The 13441-nt window shown below is 31.2% G+C and carries 17 protein-coding genes; 8 read left to right on the forward strand and 9 right to left on the reverse strand.

All coding sequences use genetic code 11. The annotated features are described in order from the left end of the window. Nucleotides 1-25 precede the first annotated feature (25 nt). The 7 genes from P3875_RS04250 to P3875_RS04280 form a co-directional block, all read right to left on the reverse strand. Nucleotides 26-322 carry an HNH endonuclease gene (locus P3875_RS04250; protein ID WP_303445030.1) on the reverse strand — a complete coding sequence of 99 codons (297 nt, stop codon included), beginning with the start codon at nt 320-322 and terminating at the stop codon, nt 26-28. Nucleotides 323-332: 10 nt separating this feature from the next. After that, entirely contained in the window at nt 333-1766 is a 1434-nt protein-coding gene (locus P3875_RS04255) for a replicative DNA helicase (RefSeq protein WP_303445031.1), read from the reverse strand. A 10-nt stretch (nt 1767-1776) separates the two neighbouring features. After that, on the reverse strand, nt 1777-2424 hold the full coding sequence (locus P3875_RS04260; protein ID WP_303445032.1) for a helix-turn-helix domain-containing protein: 648 nt from the start codon (nt 2422-2424) through the stop codon (nt 1777-1779). A 1-nt stretch (nt 2425) separates the two neighbouring features. Beyond that, entirely contained in the window at nt 2426-2884 is a 459-nt protein-coding gene (locus P3875_RS04265; RefSeq protein ID WP_303445033.1) for a hypothetical protein, read from the reverse strand. Beyond that, complete coding sequence (locus P3875_RS04270) at nt 2853-3737, reverse strand: HNH endonuclease signature motif containing protein (RefSeq protein WP_303445034.1); 885 nt, start codon at nt 3735-3737, stop codon at nt 2853-2855. Before P3875_RS04270 ends, P3875_RS04265 begins: the two co-directional genes overlap by 32 nt. A 359-nt stretch (nt 3738-4096) precedes the next feature. Beyond that, the gene (locus tag P3875_RS04275) at nt 4097-4405 is read right to left on the reverse strand and encodes a DUF1811 family protein (RefSeq protein WP_303445035.1); all 309 of its coding nucleotides are present in this window, start codon (nt 4403-4405) and stop codon (nt 4097-4099) included. 3 nt (nt 4406-4408) lie between these two features. Next, on the reverse strand, nt 4409-4666 hold the full coding sequence (locus P3875_RS04280; protein WP_303445036.1) for a hypothetical protein: 258 nt from the start codon (nt 4664-4666) through the stop codon (nt 4409-4411). 196 nt (nt 4667-4862) lie between these two features. Between P3875_RS04280 and P3875_RS04285 the strand changes: the two genes are divergently transcribed. The 5 genes from P3875_RS04285 (at nt 4863) to P3875_RS04305 (ending at nt 7946) form a co-directional block, all read left to right on the forward strand. Beyond that, the gene (locus P3875_RS04285) at nt 4863-5285 is read left to right on the forward strand and encodes a hypothetical protein (RefSeq protein ID WP_303445037.1); all 423 of its coding nucleotides are present in this window, start codon (nt 4863-4865) and stop codon (nt 5283-5285) included. Between the two features lie 149 nt (nt 5286-5434). Then, nucleotides 5435-5935: a hypothetical protein gene (locus P3875_RS04290; protein WP_303445038.1), complete on the forward strand. Its 501-nt coding sequence runs from the start codon at nt 5435-5437 to the stop codon at nt 5933-5935. Between the two features lie 51 nt (nt 5936-5986). Next, nucleotides 5987-7045, forward strand: a complete 1059-nt coding sequence (locus P3875_RS04295; protein WP_303445039.1) for a hypothetical protein — start codon at nt 5987-5989, stop codon at nt 7043-7045. 15 nt (nt 7046-7060) lie between these two features. After that, nucleotides 7061-7396, forward strand: a complete 336-nt coding sequence (locus P3875_RS04300) for an STAS-like domain-containing protein (RefSeq protein WP_303445040.1) — start codon at nt 7061-7063, stop codon at nt 7394-7396. Further along, nucleotides 7374-7946, forward strand: coding sequence for a hypothetical protein (locus P3875_RS04305; RefSeq protein WP_303445041.1), 573 nt, complete (start codon nt 7374-7376; stop codon nt 7944-7946). The genes P3875_RS04300 and P3875_RS04305 overlap by 23 nt, the downstream gene beginning before the upstream one ends. 26 nt (nt 7947-7972) lie before the next feature. Here P3875_RS04305 and P3875_RS04310 read toward each other — a convergent pair whose 3' ends face one another. After that, nucleotides 7973-9196 carry a phage integrase SAM-like domain-containing protein gene (locus P3875_RS04310; protein ID WP_303445042.1) on the reverse strand — a complete coding sequence of 408 codons (1224 nt, stop codon included), beginning with the start codon at nt 9194-9196 and terminating at the stop codon, nt 7973-7975. Nucleotides 9197-9361: 165 nt separating this feature from the next. Between P3875_RS04310 and pyrE the strand changes: the two genes are divergently transcribed. The 3 genes from pyrE to lpdA all read left to right on the forward strand — a co-directional run bounded on the left by pyrE (nt 9362) and on the right by lpdA (nt 11901). Continuing rightward, on the forward strand, nt 9362-10003 hold the full coding sequence (pyrE, locus tag P3875_RS04315) for an orotate phosphoribosyltransferase (protein WP_303445043.1): 642 nt from the start codon (nt 9362-9364) through the stop codon (nt 10001-10003). A 10-nt stretch (nt 10004-10013) separates the two neighbouring features. Beyond that, complete coding sequence (locus tag P3875_RS04320; protein ID WP_303445044.1) at nt 10014-10406, forward strand: SRPBCC family protein; 393 nt, start codon at nt 10014-10016, stop codon at nt 10404-10406. Nucleotides 10407-10497: 91 nt separating this feature from the next. Then, on the forward strand, nt 10498-11901 hold the full coding sequence (gene lpdA, locus P3875_RS04325; RefSeq protein WP_303445045.1) for a dihydrolipoyl dehydrogenase: 1404 nt from the start codon (nt 10498-10500) through the stop codon (nt 11899-11901). Nucleotides 11902-11951: 50 nt separating this feature from the next. On the opposite strand, the gene P3875_RS04330 is transcribed toward lpdA, so the two are convergent. Next, nucleotides 11952-13280: a DNA recombination protein RmuC gene (locus P3875_RS04330; protein WP_303445046.1), complete on the reverse strand. Its 1329-nt coding sequence runs from the start codon at nt 13278-13280 to the stop codon at nt 11952-11954. Nucleotides 13281-13441: the final 161 nt, after the last annotated feature.

A 13441-nucleotide genomic window follows, 5' to 3' on the forward strand; every position in this document is an offset into this window, starting at 1 on the left:
ATTCCCCCCATACCCCTTTAAAAAACTATTTATCTTTTGCAGATTTTTTATCGTGGCATTTTTTACAAAGACTTTGTAAGTTAGACAATTCATATCCAGCGCCGCCTTTCTTAACAGGCACAATGTGATCGGCTACTGTGGCTATAGTAATTATATTTAATTGATCACAATGTTTACAAAATGGAAACTGTGTAAGTTGTGCAGCTCTAAGCTTTCGCCATTTACGTGCGTTGTAATCAAAATCGGCGTGTGTACGGGTTCTTTCAAACGGTTTTCGTTCGAACACCCAAGGCCTTTTAATTTTTTTTATCTTATTAGACATAGGCTTTGTTTTAAAAGATACTATCATTAACAGGTTGATTATAATTTTGTAACGCATCAACATGCACGTTTGTAAATCTATTATCGTTCATACCCGATAACGGATCATAATCCATGTATTTTGTTCGATTAGCTTCATACCATAAGCCAACAGTTCCAAGTCCACCGCTACGGTTCTTTGCAACTATAAACTCGCTGTTCTCGCCTGGTCCTAATAAATCTTCATCAATATTAAGGCCGTAGTATTCTGCACGATATAAAAAAGCTACAATATCTGCATCCTGTTCTATATCTCCCGATTCTTTCAAATGATGTAAGGCAGGGCGTTTTAAAGGTGTTTTTTCAACCTCACGGCTTAACTGCGCTAACCCAATCACTGCAATATCAAGTTCTTTAGCTAAAGCTTTCAAACCCTGGGTAACCTTACCCGTTTCGGTTCTAATATCCTTACCAGCACCTGCAGATAATTGTATGTAATCAACAATTAAAAGCTTTATATCATGCTTTCGCTTCAATAATCTAGCTTTACGTTTAATTTCATTAATATTCAGTGCAGGTCTATCATCAATATGAATATTGTAATTCAGCATTTCACTCGTAACCCGGTTTAGTGTTTCAAAGTATTTTGCATGTTCAAATCCAGTAAGCGTTAACTGTTTTAAATGCAAACTACTGTTAAGTGCAATAGCACGGGTTGCAAGTTGCACGGCACTCATTTCAAGCGAAATAAATCCAACGCCGTGGCCTGCACGTGCTGCAGAAATCATACTACTGCCAACAAAGGCAGTTTTACCCATTCCAGGGCGCGCACCAATCACAATGAATTCTCCAGTTTTCCAACCACCAAACATTTTGTTTAGTTTTGTAAATCCGGTTTCAATACCAATTAAATCGTTTTCACCTGCATTAGTAAGCATTTCAACGTTTTTTGCAACTTGCATTAAACTATCGCTCCAGCTAACATCTGTTTTACCCGATGCAACTTCTTCATGTAACTTAACAAAATCGTTATCTAACAAATCCATTAATTCTAATGAATCAACAGCATCGTCGTAGGCTAGGCGAGTAGCTTCGTTTGCAAGGGCTATAATTTTACGTTTAATGTAAAATTGTTTTAAAATATGCGCATGAAAATCAATGTGTGCAGAGGATGCTATTTTTTGAGTGAGATCAATTAAAAAGAAATCACCGCCAACGGCATCTAATTTTTTTGTTTTTTTTAGTTCGTCCGATACAGAAAGTATATCAACAGGAATGTTTTTGTTTGATAACCGCAAAATAGCTTCAAAAACATACTGATTTTCAGGCTTGTAAAACACTTCAGGGGTTTTAATCACATGAAGCAAATCAATTACCGATGCGTTATCTACCAATACAGCGCCCAACACAGCTTCTTCAATATCTTTTGCGTGCGGCGGTATTAATCCTTTTTTTAAATCGTTCATAGGTTTTTTTTTATAACTGAAAACGCTTGTTTGCAGGATTACTTGCAATAGGCGCTACGGTTTGATTAAACTTACTTTGGTTTGTTAGCCAATTATTGAAGTACAATTGTGCACGCGCATGAATTGTTTTGCAATCATAATTTCTATCTTCAACATCAAAAGTTAAATTGAAGCTTTCTTTTGCTTTTTCGAAATCTGAAATTTTTGATTGATATTTCATTAGTAAATTTTCATACTCAAATGGAAAATTTTTCGAAAGAAATTCAAGCGCGTTTGCCTTATTATTAATTGTATTATTAATTGTATTATTATATATGACTTTTTTGTCAAGGGGTGTTGACGATTTCGTCAAGGGGTGTTTGACTTTTTCGTCAAGGGGTTTGATTTTTTCGTCAAGGGATATTTTGCGTACAAAACGCCCCTCATTTTCAATTTTTATAGATATAAATCCAAAGCTTTTTAATTGCGAAATCCATCTACTTATGGTTTCTTCCGAAACTTCGTACAATTCTGCAAAGTAGCTGTTTTCTGCCCAGCAAAACCCGTCTTTATTACACAAGGCGGTAATTTCGCCGTACAACAACTTTGCATTCGCCTTTAACCCCTTACAATACCTAACATTTGCAGGTATAATTGCGTAAAACGTAGGAGGGTTCATATTAATTTTTTTGAAGTTTCACAAAATCAAGTTGCAATTTTTCTACACTAATAATTTTATCGGTAATAGTACACAATGCATTAGCCTTTTTCATAAAATCATCGGTTATTTTAGTAGGATCATCAAAATGCGCTAAAAGTTCATCTAGCTTGTCTTTAGCTTTCATACTACTATTAGGCAGCATTAATCCATCTATATTAACAGGTAGGTAATTTTTGTAATTTTCTTGTGGTTTTATTACCATTGGGTTATGTTGTGTTGCAACTCCATCAGTTTTTTTAAACTCAATTTCGTTTAAAAAGTCGTTAATTTCACTTTCCCACTTTGTAAAGGTTCGCTGATTTGTAACAACAATAAGCTTTCCGCTTACTTCTTTCACATAATCAATAACAAACTCTTTTTTTTCAAAAACAAACATTGTTTCGTTTTCAAACAACTCTATCGCTTCTTTTATTTTCATGTTGTTTTTTATTTAAAATTGTTTTTAATTTTATTTGCGCAGCTTTAGATTCAATAAGCCCTGGTGCGTGTGTTTTTGCATAAGCAATTTCATCGGCGCTCATTTTTAAAAAGCGTTTAGCAATTGCTTCGGGCGTGTAGCCGTTTATTTTTAATTGTTCGCTGCGCGATATGATGTATAAATTTTCAATTACGCAATTTTGTGGGTTTTTATCCATAAACTGCACATTGTAACCTTTTGGTATAGGACCGTTGTGCTGTTCCCATACAATTCTATGCTTTAACTTCCAATTTCTCTGCAATGCACCGTTTTTTACCTTAACTTCAATATATCCGTCGTCGGTAATTCGTTCGGTACCAACAGGCACTATATTTACAGGAACATTCCCTTTTTTAAAAAAGGTAGGTTCTAATTTCGCACGTATTTCAGGCGATAGTTTTTTACCTTTATTTGGAGGTTCGGTACCTTTTTTTATGTAAGAATCTTCTATAAATCGCTGTTTTATTTCTTCCGGAACAACTAATCCTAACACTTTATATCGTTGCAAAACAAACCCACCGGTTTTACCGATTTTTTTTCCAATTTGTTTTGCAGGAATTTTATTGTAATTAGCCGTTATAAAATCATCAAATTGCGCGGAATTGTTAGCAATTTGCATTTGAATACTTTGCTTTCGGTTTCGTTGTTCGGCAGTAAGATGTATTTTATTATTCTGTAAATAATTTTTTATTCTACTAACAGGAATTTGTAAATATTTTGCCATTTCTGCGGCCGAAAAACGGGTGTAATAATAACAATGGATAAACAAACGTTCATCCATCGTTAATTTTTGATTGTAATTCATATGCTTCATATAATTACTTTTTGTTGTTTTTTTCTCTATTTTTTTATCCGATATGTCAAAGAACGTGTGAAATGCAGTTCCAATCCTTAAAACTCATTTCGCGAAAATCGCCTAAACAGTTGTTTAGAAATAAATGGATTGTTTTTGTGCTGTTACAGCATTGAAGCAAGTTCCGTAGCGAACTAACAGCGATTTACGTTTGCTGAAATTTGTTGCAAAATGGCTTGCAAAATTTCACTAACGTGTTTTGGTTCGTTTCTTTTTTTTGTATTCATCGTAAATTTCGCAAGCGCGTAAAAAGTAAATTGGTAGCAGGGCAAGCGCTACCCAAATCATTGATAGCCAAAAACCTTTACTTGTAAGCATATTTATAGGTAGTTTAAGCGCACTAATGCACTGGTTAATATCATTATGCGGTTTGTTTTTGCGCACTTATAAGTTTCACCTGGTTTAAATTTTCCTTTTTCGATCCAATATTCCAGAGCTGTTTTACTTTTTACAGGTAAAATTTTAGCATCTAAAACTTGTTTAAATGTTACCGCTTTTTGTTTTTTAAGTTGATTGCGTTTTACTTGCAAATCAAATTCTAGGTTTCCAACAAATTCGCTGGCTTTACCTATTACTAAACCGTTTTCTTTTAAATGGTTTAGAAAATCGTTTACCGCTACTACTTGCATAGGTTATGAGTTTTTAATTTTTTCAACAATCTTTTCCATTTCATCGATTAAGGTTACATCTCTGCCATCCCAAAACGCTTGAATTTTATTAATAGTTATATAATTAATTTCTAAACTTATATAAGTTACACAGGTGTCGACAAATTTTTTTCTAGTAGTAAAACCCAAGTTTCGCATAGTATTTAACAAAAACAGGGCTTTGTACTTTAAAACTATTTGACTATCCGCAGCGTTAAACTGGTCTAATCCGTTGTAAATCATGGTTTTTAAAATGTTTAACTTTTTTTAAAAATACTTGTTATTGGCAAACTTATTGCTTAACTTAATGTAGTATTGCCTTGACAAGACAAATATAGAAAAAGTTTTATAAACTTATACAAACTTATATAAAAAATATGTAATATTTTGTTTTGTGTATTTAAGTTACTGTATTACAAACAATTACATTTGTAAAAAAATGAAAAAAGAAACAACAATGTTAGAGCAAATAATAGATTATTGCTCTAAAAACGGAATAACATCGTACGAACTTGCAAAACATTTACCGCTTTCGCAGGTTGCCTTGCATGGTATTTTATCTGGTTCAACAACTCGCCCACGTATTAAAAACATTAAGTTGATTTATGATTATTTATTAAAAAATGAAAATATTTCAAATGTTGTAAATGAGCCCGCAGCTGTATACGAAACAGGTTTTGATAAAAAAATTACTGATGCAGAAAAACGCATCAAAGAATTAGAACAAAAATTAAAAAGTAAAGATCCTGATTTAACACCTTTAGCAATTGAAATGATAAAAAAGATTATTGAAGGTTTGTATGAAGAAATTTCGATACACCAAAAAGCAAAAAACGATTTTATTGATTATAAAAACGAATAAACACAATGGCCGAATTTTGCAAAAAATGCAGCAACACCTATGGTTTAAACTTTGATGGATTTTACCCAGGTGAAATTTGCGAGGGTTGCGGTTTGATTTGCGCACAAAAACAATTATTTTTAACAAAAATTATTTTAAAATTTAAACTTATGAAAAAAAATTTATTGTTATTATTTATTAGTTTATTTACCTTAAATTTTTATAGTCAAAGCGAAGTAAAAATATACAATTCCGAGGGTAAATATATCACATCTACAGCTTATATAAACAAAGTTTCCCCTGATTTCTTTAACAATGAAGATGTATACCAACACAGTGTTTTTAAAGACGGAATTTTTACAATAGCATTTATCAAATTCACGAACAAAGTTCTTTTTATTTCAACAGATGGCAATCCTACCGATAAACAAATAAAAGCCGCAATTAACAGTTTTTCCTTAAACGATTATTTTAAAAGCGTTAGTTTCACTTCTGATTTAAAGAAAAAAATTGAAAATAAAAACTTTACAGACTTACAAGTATTAAGAACTTTTGGAAAACCAGAAAGAAGTACCGAAAATAACGAGATTAAAATATTTTATTACACGTTCCCTAATATAACTCTATTATTTAATAAAGGAATACTTTATGACTATGTTTTGTCTAAATAAAAGAAAAAATTTATAAAGGTAAAACTAGAGGGATATTTTATTAAAACACTTATGAGGAAATTTATAGGCAAAAACATTTTTAAACCATTCAAAATTAAAGAAAGCAATCTGACTATAAGGATAGATAAACACAATCATACTAAAAGTAATTTAATATCACGTTTAGAACATGCGATGTTTAAGCATATCAAAACACCTACAAACCTATCTCTTATAAAAAATACAACCGAAACTATTCTATTTATTAATAGGTTAGAAGAGCTTTGTAATAAGAAAATGGCAGTTTTTGTAAACATGGGGCATTTACAATATTTAGACAGTTCAGGAATAACTGTTTTGCTTTCAGTTGTATATCTGTTTAAAGAAAGAAAAATTAAGTTTAATGGTGATTTTCCTGAAAATTATTATTTTAAACAAATGCTTAAAGATTCTGGTTTTTTTGAAAGTATTAATTTACATAAACCTCCTAAATCCAATTATTCAATAGGTATAAAAAACCAAATATTGACAGAAGCCAAAAAAAATGTAGACTCGTCGCTTGGACTTCCTATTCAACAAGAGGTTTCTAAAACCATCTGGAATGAATTAAAACTACTTAAAGGTCTACAACGTATTTTAATTGAATTGATGCATAACACAAATAATCATGCTGTTCTAAATGAAAAAGGTAAAAAACATTGGTGGCTTTCCATTAATCACGACCATAAAAACAAAAAAGTTAATTTTATATTTTTAGATTATGGAATAGGAATTTTTGAAAGTTTAAAAAATAAACCTGAAACAGATTCTAAATGGGGAAAGTTTACTAATTTTGTAACGAATTTTTTTTCGATTAACGGAAACACAAATGCAACATTGCTAGAAAAATTATTAAACGGTGATGTACATATGTCGGTTACTGGTGAACATTTTAGAGGTAAAGGCTTACCTGGTATAAAAGAAGCCTTTGATAAAAAAAATGTAAAGGACCTGAAAATAATAACAAACGATGTTAAAGCAGATATCACTACTAAAAATTATGAAATTATTGGGACAGAATTTAATGGAACCTTTGTATCTTGGAACATAGATGAATCATGTGTAAATTTACCATGGACAATTGAACAATAACAGATTATGTTAACAATGACAGAACAAATAATAAGAGTAAGAAAATTTTCTATAACACCTGGATCAAGATATAAAGACGAAGGTCCTCACTCTGGAGAAGAATTTAGAGAAAAATTTTTAGAAGTTGAGTTTAAAAAAGCCTTAGCGAAAAAGGTTAAATTAATAGTTGATTTAGATGGAACTATCGGCTATGGAACTTCATGGCTAGAAGAAGTTTTCGGCGGGCTCGTTAGAAGTGGTTTCAAAGCATCTGATGTAGAAAAATATTTAGATTTTATTTCTAACGAAGAACCTTATTTAATTGAAGATATACAAGAATATATTGCTAATGCTGAAAAAAGAAAGTCTTAAATGGCCACTTATAATATTTTTTATTTATAGCGTTATATATCTAGTTAAAGGTTGGAATAATTTTGAATTTGATTTCAAGATTAGTTATATCGAAATTCTAACAATTGCAGTAGATATTATTCTAGTTTACTATATTTCTTACTTACTTTTTAAAAAAGATTCATTACATAAAAGTGAGAAAGACTTGTTAATTAAATATTTAGAAGAATTTCAGAATAACAAAAATTTTATAATTAAATCTGTAAACACTTATTTTGATTACAGTGATGTTAATAAAGTTCAATTATTAAAATCCGATTTAAAAAATTTACGTAATGAACTGAATATGAAATTAGAGTTATTGATTGAAAATAATTACATTACAAAAGACTGTGATATCGAATTAAATTTAAGAACGTTAACAAAAAATATTTGGCAAGACCTTACTTTTGAACCAGAGCGAGGAACAATAGATTTTAACAGAGATTTGTATTTAAAAAGAGCTAAAACAAATTCAACACTTATAGATAAAAAAATATTTAATCTGATAAAATCAATCAATTCAAAATAGAAATCCCACCAAATTGGCGGGATTTCTTATATACCATCGGTATCAATAATTTTAAACAGGGCTTCATCGCGCACTTTTTCGCTGAATTTATCTTTATAAAAATTATCAATATCGTCGCGCACGTGGCCCATTAATTCGCGAATAATATCGGTTTCAATCATTAATTGTTTTGCACGGTTTCCAAAAGTGTGGCGTGCTACTTTTATACCCAAATTACCGCCAGTAGGCTGCACTTTTATACCTAAATCTTTTTGCATTGCCTGTAAACTAACGCGGTAAATGTGTGTAAATGTGCGGTACTCCTGGCTTGATTTACCCCAATTAAATAACCATTCGCCGCTTGTTGCTTTGTATTTATCGATAATTATTTTTGCTTTTGGGTGAATTTTTAAGTTTGTTATTTGCTCGGTTTTACTACGTTGTATGATAATTCTGTCTTTAAAAAGGGCGGTTTTTTTTAAAAAATACAAATCGGTTAAATCGCAGCCTCCAAAATAAAACTGCAGCAAAAACAGGTCCATGTACCTACGGCGTGCATCTAGGGGTGTTTGGTACTTTTCAAATAACGCAATATCGGTTATATCTAGGTATTTTTTTACAGAATCAAAACTTTTCACTTTTAAATTATCCATTGCGTTTTGAAACGGTTTTTGATCTTCTAAATTATACTTTCGTATTCCTTTATTGTACATTGCTTTTAAATGCGCCAAATAGTGTTGTATGGTTCGGCGACTTGCACCAGCATTTTCGTATCGCTTCCTAAACAACATAATTTTGTTGTAATCTAACTCGGTAAACTTTATGTTTGGATAAAATTTTTTAAATTGATTTAAGGTGTTTTGATTTGAATTTACATTCCCTTTTATACGATTTCGTAAAACCAAATCGCCGCGTTTTTCGGCTTCTGCAACAGCTTGTAAATCTTCATTAATATGATCTTCGCAGAATTTTATAAACGAAATTTGATCTGCATCTTCATCAAACAAAAAAGTCATTGCTTCGTTTACATTTGTGCATCCTTTTGCAATTATTTTACGAGCTTTTAATTTTAAATCCATTAACCGCGGCAATAAATCTTCATAATCGGGATGTTTTTCATTTATTAGTTGCATTTCTTCGTTAAAATGTTCTAATTTTGAAAACCCAATTAATTTTTGTTTTCGCTCACGAAGATGATTGCAATAAATTACAAGTTCATATCCGTTTCCACGATCGCCGTTTGATTTGTTTAATTTAATTACGATTTTCATATTGGATTATTATTGTACTTTTGTTGCAAAATGTTGTATTTTAATTGCAATAAAGATAAAAAAAGTAATTCGATTTAATACAATTTTATTTTAAAATAAAGCGTAAAGCAAAGATTATTAGGTGTTTACGATATGATAATAAGAAGATGTTAAAACAATGGTTTTATGATTTTTAATGACAACACAGCACAGAAAACGGCCGAATTGCTTTTACAAATAAACGCAATTAAATTAAATCCTAAAAGCCCTTTTACATGGGCATCGGGATGGAAATCGCCAATTTATTGCGATAATCGCATAACTCTTTCATTTCCAGAGATAAGAAAATTTCTTAAAAACGAATTTGCAACCAATATTTTAGAAAAATTTGGTAAACCCGATTATATTGCGGGCGTTGCTACTGGTGCCATTGGCATTGGTTTGTTGGTTGCCGAAGCGTTAGATTTACCATTTGTTTATGTTCGTCCTGAACCTAAAAAGCACGGTCGACAAAACCAAATTGAAGGTCAGTTTGAAGCAGGTAAAAGTGTAGTGGTAGTTGAAGATTTAATAAGTACCGGAAAAAGTAGTTTACAAGCAGTTGAAGCTTTGCGTGCTGCTAATGCTAATATTTTAGGTATGGCTGCCATTTTTACGTATGGATTTGATGTTGCTTCTGAGAACTTTAAAAATGCCCAAATTAATTTGGTAACCTTAAGCAATTATGATACACTATTAAAAGCAGCTGTACAAAACAATTATATTTCACAAGAAGAAGTTTCAACTTTGGCTGATTGGAGTAAAGCTCCAGCAGTTTGGGGTGTTTAAAAATAAAAATATGAATTTAGAAAGTTCAAAAGTATCGGTTTCAAAATCGCAAGCTTATCTGTTTGAAGCATTAAGCGATATTAAAAATTTTGAAAAATTAATGCCCGAAAATATCGCGAAATTTGAAGTGATTGATGAAAATTGCTTTGAATTTGGTTTAAAAGGCATGCCCGAAATTAAATTAGTAAAAAAAAGTGCTACACCAAATTCCGAAATTATTTTAGGTGCTGCTAGTAGTAAATTGCCTTTTACTTTAATTGCTAAGTTAAATGAAATAGCACAGGAAGAAACAGAAATTCAATTGTTTTTTGAAGGCGATTTTAACCCAATGATGGCCATGATGGTTAAAGGACCAATTGGTAAGTTTATTGAAACATTAGCTGAAAATATGCATAAACTTTAATAACAACGGCTAAACAAAGGTTTACTTTTACATTAAAACAATAATAAGTTGTACTTTTGTACAAAATAATTTTATACTAAAAATATTATATATGAATTCATTTGACGTAGTTGTAATTGGTTCTGGCCCTGGTGGATATGTATCTGCAATCCGTTGTGCTCAATTAGGAATGAAAACTGCAATCATTGAAAAATACTCAACACTTGGCGGTACATGCTTAAATGTTGGATGCATTCCATCTAAAGCTTTACTAGCTTCATCACACCATGTAGATGAAATGAAACATTTTGCAGATCACGGTATTGAATTGCCTGGTGATGTTAAAATTGATCTAGAAAAAATGATTGCGCGTAAGCAAGCCGTTGTAGATCAAACTTGTGGTGGAGTAAAATTTTTAATGGATAAAAACAATATTACCGTTTTTGAAGGAGTTGGATCTTTTGAAAACGCTACTACCATTAATATTACAAAAAACGATGGTTCGGTTGAACAAATTTCAGCTAAAAATACCATTATAGCAACTGGTTCAAAACCATCTTCTTTACCGTTTATTTCTATCGATAAAGAACGTGTTATCACATCTACCGAAGCATTAAAATTAAAAGAAATTCCAAAACATTTAATTATTATTGGTGGCGGAGTTATTGGTTTAGAATTAGGTCAGGTTTATTTACGTTTAGGTGCACAGGTTTCTGTTGTAGAATACGCAGACCGTGTTTTACCTACTATGGACGGAGCGGTTTCTAAAGAATTAACTAAAGTTTTGAAAAAAGCTGGAATGAAATTCTACACTTCACATAAAGTTCAAAAAGTTGAACGTAATGGTGATGCTGTTTTAGTTGAAGCTTTAAATGCTAAAAACGAAGTGATTTCTTTAAATGGAGATTATGCTTTGGTTTGCGTAGGTCGTCGCCCATACACTGATGGATTGAATGCCGAAAAAGCTGGAGTTAAAATTACTGAAAGAGGACAAATAGAAGTAAACGATCATTTACAAACAACGGCTTCAAATATTTATGCAATTGGCGATGTTGTTCGTGGGGCAATGTTGGCACACAAGGCAGAAGAAGAAGGTGTTTTGGTTGCTGAACAATTAGCTGGTCAAAAACCACATATCGATTATAATTTAATTCCTGGAGTTGTTTACACTTGGCCAGAAGTTGCTGCTGTTGGTAAAACAGAAGAGCAGTTAAAAGCTGAAAATAAAGAATACAAAGTAGGTCAGTTCCCATTTAAAGCTTTAGGACGTGCACGTGCTTCGGCTGATTTAGATGGATTTGTAAAGATTTTAGCAGACAAGACTACCGATGAAATTTTAGGTTTCCACATTGTTGGTGCACGTGCTGCAGATTTAATTGCAGAAGCAGTTGTTGCTATGGAATACCGTGCTTCAGCAGAAGATATTTCTCGTATGTCGCATGCACACCCAACGTTTGCAGAAGCTATAAAAGAAGCTGCGTTAGCTGCTACAGAAAACAGAGCGTTACACGTATAGTTTTTATAAAATATCGCAATAAAAAAATCGAACATAAATGTTCGATTTTTTTATTCAATAAATTCAGAATCTTCTTCATCATTAAAATCATTCAGAACATTTTTAGGCGAAATACCATATTTAAGTAAATGATTTGTTTGCGATAAAATGTTTCCTCTGCCTTCTTTTAACTGGTTTTGTGCTTTTAGATATGCGTCTTGTGCTTGATTTAATTGTTTACCAACTTGCTCAAAAGTTTTGGTAAACAACACTGTTTTTTCATAGATTTTTTGAGCCTGTTGCACAATTTTTTGTGCCGATTTATCTTGTTTGTCTCGGTTCCATAAATCAGTAATTAATTTTAAACAAGCAATAAAATTGGTAGGACTAACAAGTATAATGCATTTTTTATACGCATCTTGCCATAAATGTTCATCGTTTTGTACTGCAATTAAATAAGCAGGTTCAATAGGTATAAACAACATAGTAAAATCTAATCCGTTTACTAAATTGTGGTAATTTTTTGAACTTAAATCATCAATATGTGAGCGAATTGCCTTTAAATGATTTTTTAAGTGCATTGTTTGCTCGTCTTTGTTTGTTGTGCTGTTAAAAGCATCATAAGCGTTTAACGAAACTTTAGAGTCAACAACAATTGATTTTTGATCAGGTAAATCAATAATTACATCGGGTCTTACGTTTTTACCATCGGCAGTAATTAGGTTGTTTTGTAACCTGTATTCGCGATTTTTAACCAAGCCAGAATGCTGTAAAATGTTTTCTAAAATTACTTCGCCCCAATCTCCTTGTTTTTTGTAATTGGTTTTAAGTGCGTTGGCTAAATTGTTAGCTTCGCTACTAATTTTGTTGGTTTGCATCATTAACTCCTGAATACGTTCGTTTAAAGAAAATCGTAATTTAGATTCTTTATCGTACGTGTCTTCAACCTGTTTTTTAAAGCGCTCTATATTTTCGTTTAAAGGTTTTAACAAATTATCAATATTTTCTTGATTGGTTTTTGTAAAACGTTCGCTTTTTTCTTCAAGTAATTTTTGAGCGATACTTTCAAATTGTAAAGTAGTTTGTTGATGTAAATAACTAGTTTCTGTTTTTTGAAAAACCAATTTTTCTTTTAAAACATTATTTTCTGTTCTAAAATCTAAATTCTCGTTCAATAAATCGGTTTTTTTTAGGTTTAATTCAGCTATTTCGTTTAAAAGTAAATTTGTCTTAGTGGTTAATTCATTGTTTTTATAATTAAGTAACGTTTCTTTTGAAAACGATTCGTTTGCAATTTGTTCTAAAGCTTTAAGCTTTTTATACAAAGCGTTGTAGTTTAAATACAATACAATTGTTAAAATTGCAAATAAGGCTGTACTAAGATAGCTTAAAATTAACATGTTTTTTATTGTAAAGATATACATGAAAAACGCCGTACTTAGTCGTTCTAAATTAAAATTTTGAAATTTTTTATTAAAGCAATAATTAGCATTTTTATGTTATTGATTGTTTTTGTTCAATGTTCTTATTTTTAGATATATACAGTTTAATTTGAAATTCT

The sequence above is a fragment of the Myroides sp. JBRI-B21084 genome, from assembly GCF_030545015.1.
Lineage (GTDB): Bacteria > Bacteroidota > Bacteroidia > Flavobacteriales > Flavobacteriaceae > Flavobacterium.

What these genes read in the sequence shown, in the direction of transcription:
- P3875_RS04295 (WP_303445039.1), top strand. Translation starts at nt 5,987, where the DNA reads ATGAGGAAATTTATAGGCAAAAACATTTTTAAACCATTCAAAATTAAA.
- P3875_RS04285 (WP_303445037.1), top strand. Translation starts at nt 4,863, where the DNA reads ATGAAAAAAGAAACAACAATGTTAGAGCAAATAATAGATTATTGCTCT.
- P3875_RS04300 (WP_303445040.1), top strand. Translation starts at nt 7,061, where the DNA reads ATGACAGAACAAATAATAAGAGTAAGAAAATTTTCTATAACACCTGGA.
- P3875_RS04255 (WP_303445031.1), bottom strand. Translation starts at nt 1,766, where the DNA reads ATGAACGATTTAAAAAAAGGATTAATACCGCCGCACGCAAAAGATATT.
- P3875_RS04265 (WP_303445033.1), bottom strand. Translation starts at nt 2,884, where the DNA reads ATGAAAATAAAAGAAGCGATAGAGTTGTTTGAAAACGAAACAATGTTT.
- P3875_RS04250 (WP_303445030.1), bottom strand. Translation starts at nt 322, where the DNA reads ATGTCTAATAAGATAAAAAAAATTAAAAGGCCTTGGGTGTTCGAACGA.
- P3875_RS04260 (WP_303445032.1), bottom strand. Translation starts at nt 2,424, where the DNA reads ATGAACCCTCCTACGTTTTACGCAATTATACCTGCAAATGTTAGGTAT.
- pyrE (WP_303445043.1), top strand. Translation starts at nt 9,362, where the DNA reads ATGATTTTTAATGACAACACAGCACAGAAAACGGCCGAATTGCTTTTA.
- P3875_RS04280 (WP_303445036.1), bottom strand. Translation starts at nt 4,666, where the DNA reads ATGATTTACAACGGATTAGACCAGTTTAACGCTGCGGATAGTCAAATA.
- P3875_RS04275 (WP_303445035.1), bottom strand. Translation starts at nt 4,405, where the DNA reads ATGCAAGTAGTAGCGGTAAACGATTTTCTAAACCATTTAAAAGAAAAC.
- P3875_RS04320 (WP_303445044.1), top strand. Translation starts at nt 10,014, where the DNA reads ATGAATTTAGAAAGTTCAAAAGTATCGGTTTCAAAATCGCAAGCTTAT.
- P3875_RS04290 (WP_303445038.1), top strand. Translation starts at nt 5,435, where the DNA reads ATGAAAAAAAATTTATTGTTATTATTTATTAGTTTATTTACCTTAAAT.
- P3875_RS04330 (WP_303445046.1), bottom strand. Translation starts at nt 13,280, where the DNA reads ATGTTAATTTTAAGCTATCTTAGTACAGCCTTATTTGCAATTTTAACA.
- P3875_RS04305 (WP_303445041.1), top strand. Translation starts at nt 7,374, where the DNA reads ATGCTGAAAAAAGAAAGTCTTAAATGGCCACTTATAATATTTTTTATT.
- P3875_RS04270 (WP_303445034.1), bottom strand. Translation starts at nt 3,737, where the DNA reads ATGAAGCATATGAATTACAATCAAAAATTAACGATGGATGAACGTTTG.
- lpdA (WP_303445045.1), top strand. Translation starts at nt 10,498, where the DNA reads ATGAATTCATTTGACGTAGTTGTAATTGGTTCTGGCCCTGGTGGATAT.
- P3875_RS04310 (WP_303445042.1), bottom strand. Translation starts at nt 9,196, where the DNA reads ATGAAAATCGTAATTAAATTAAACAAATCAAACGGCGATCGTGGAAAC.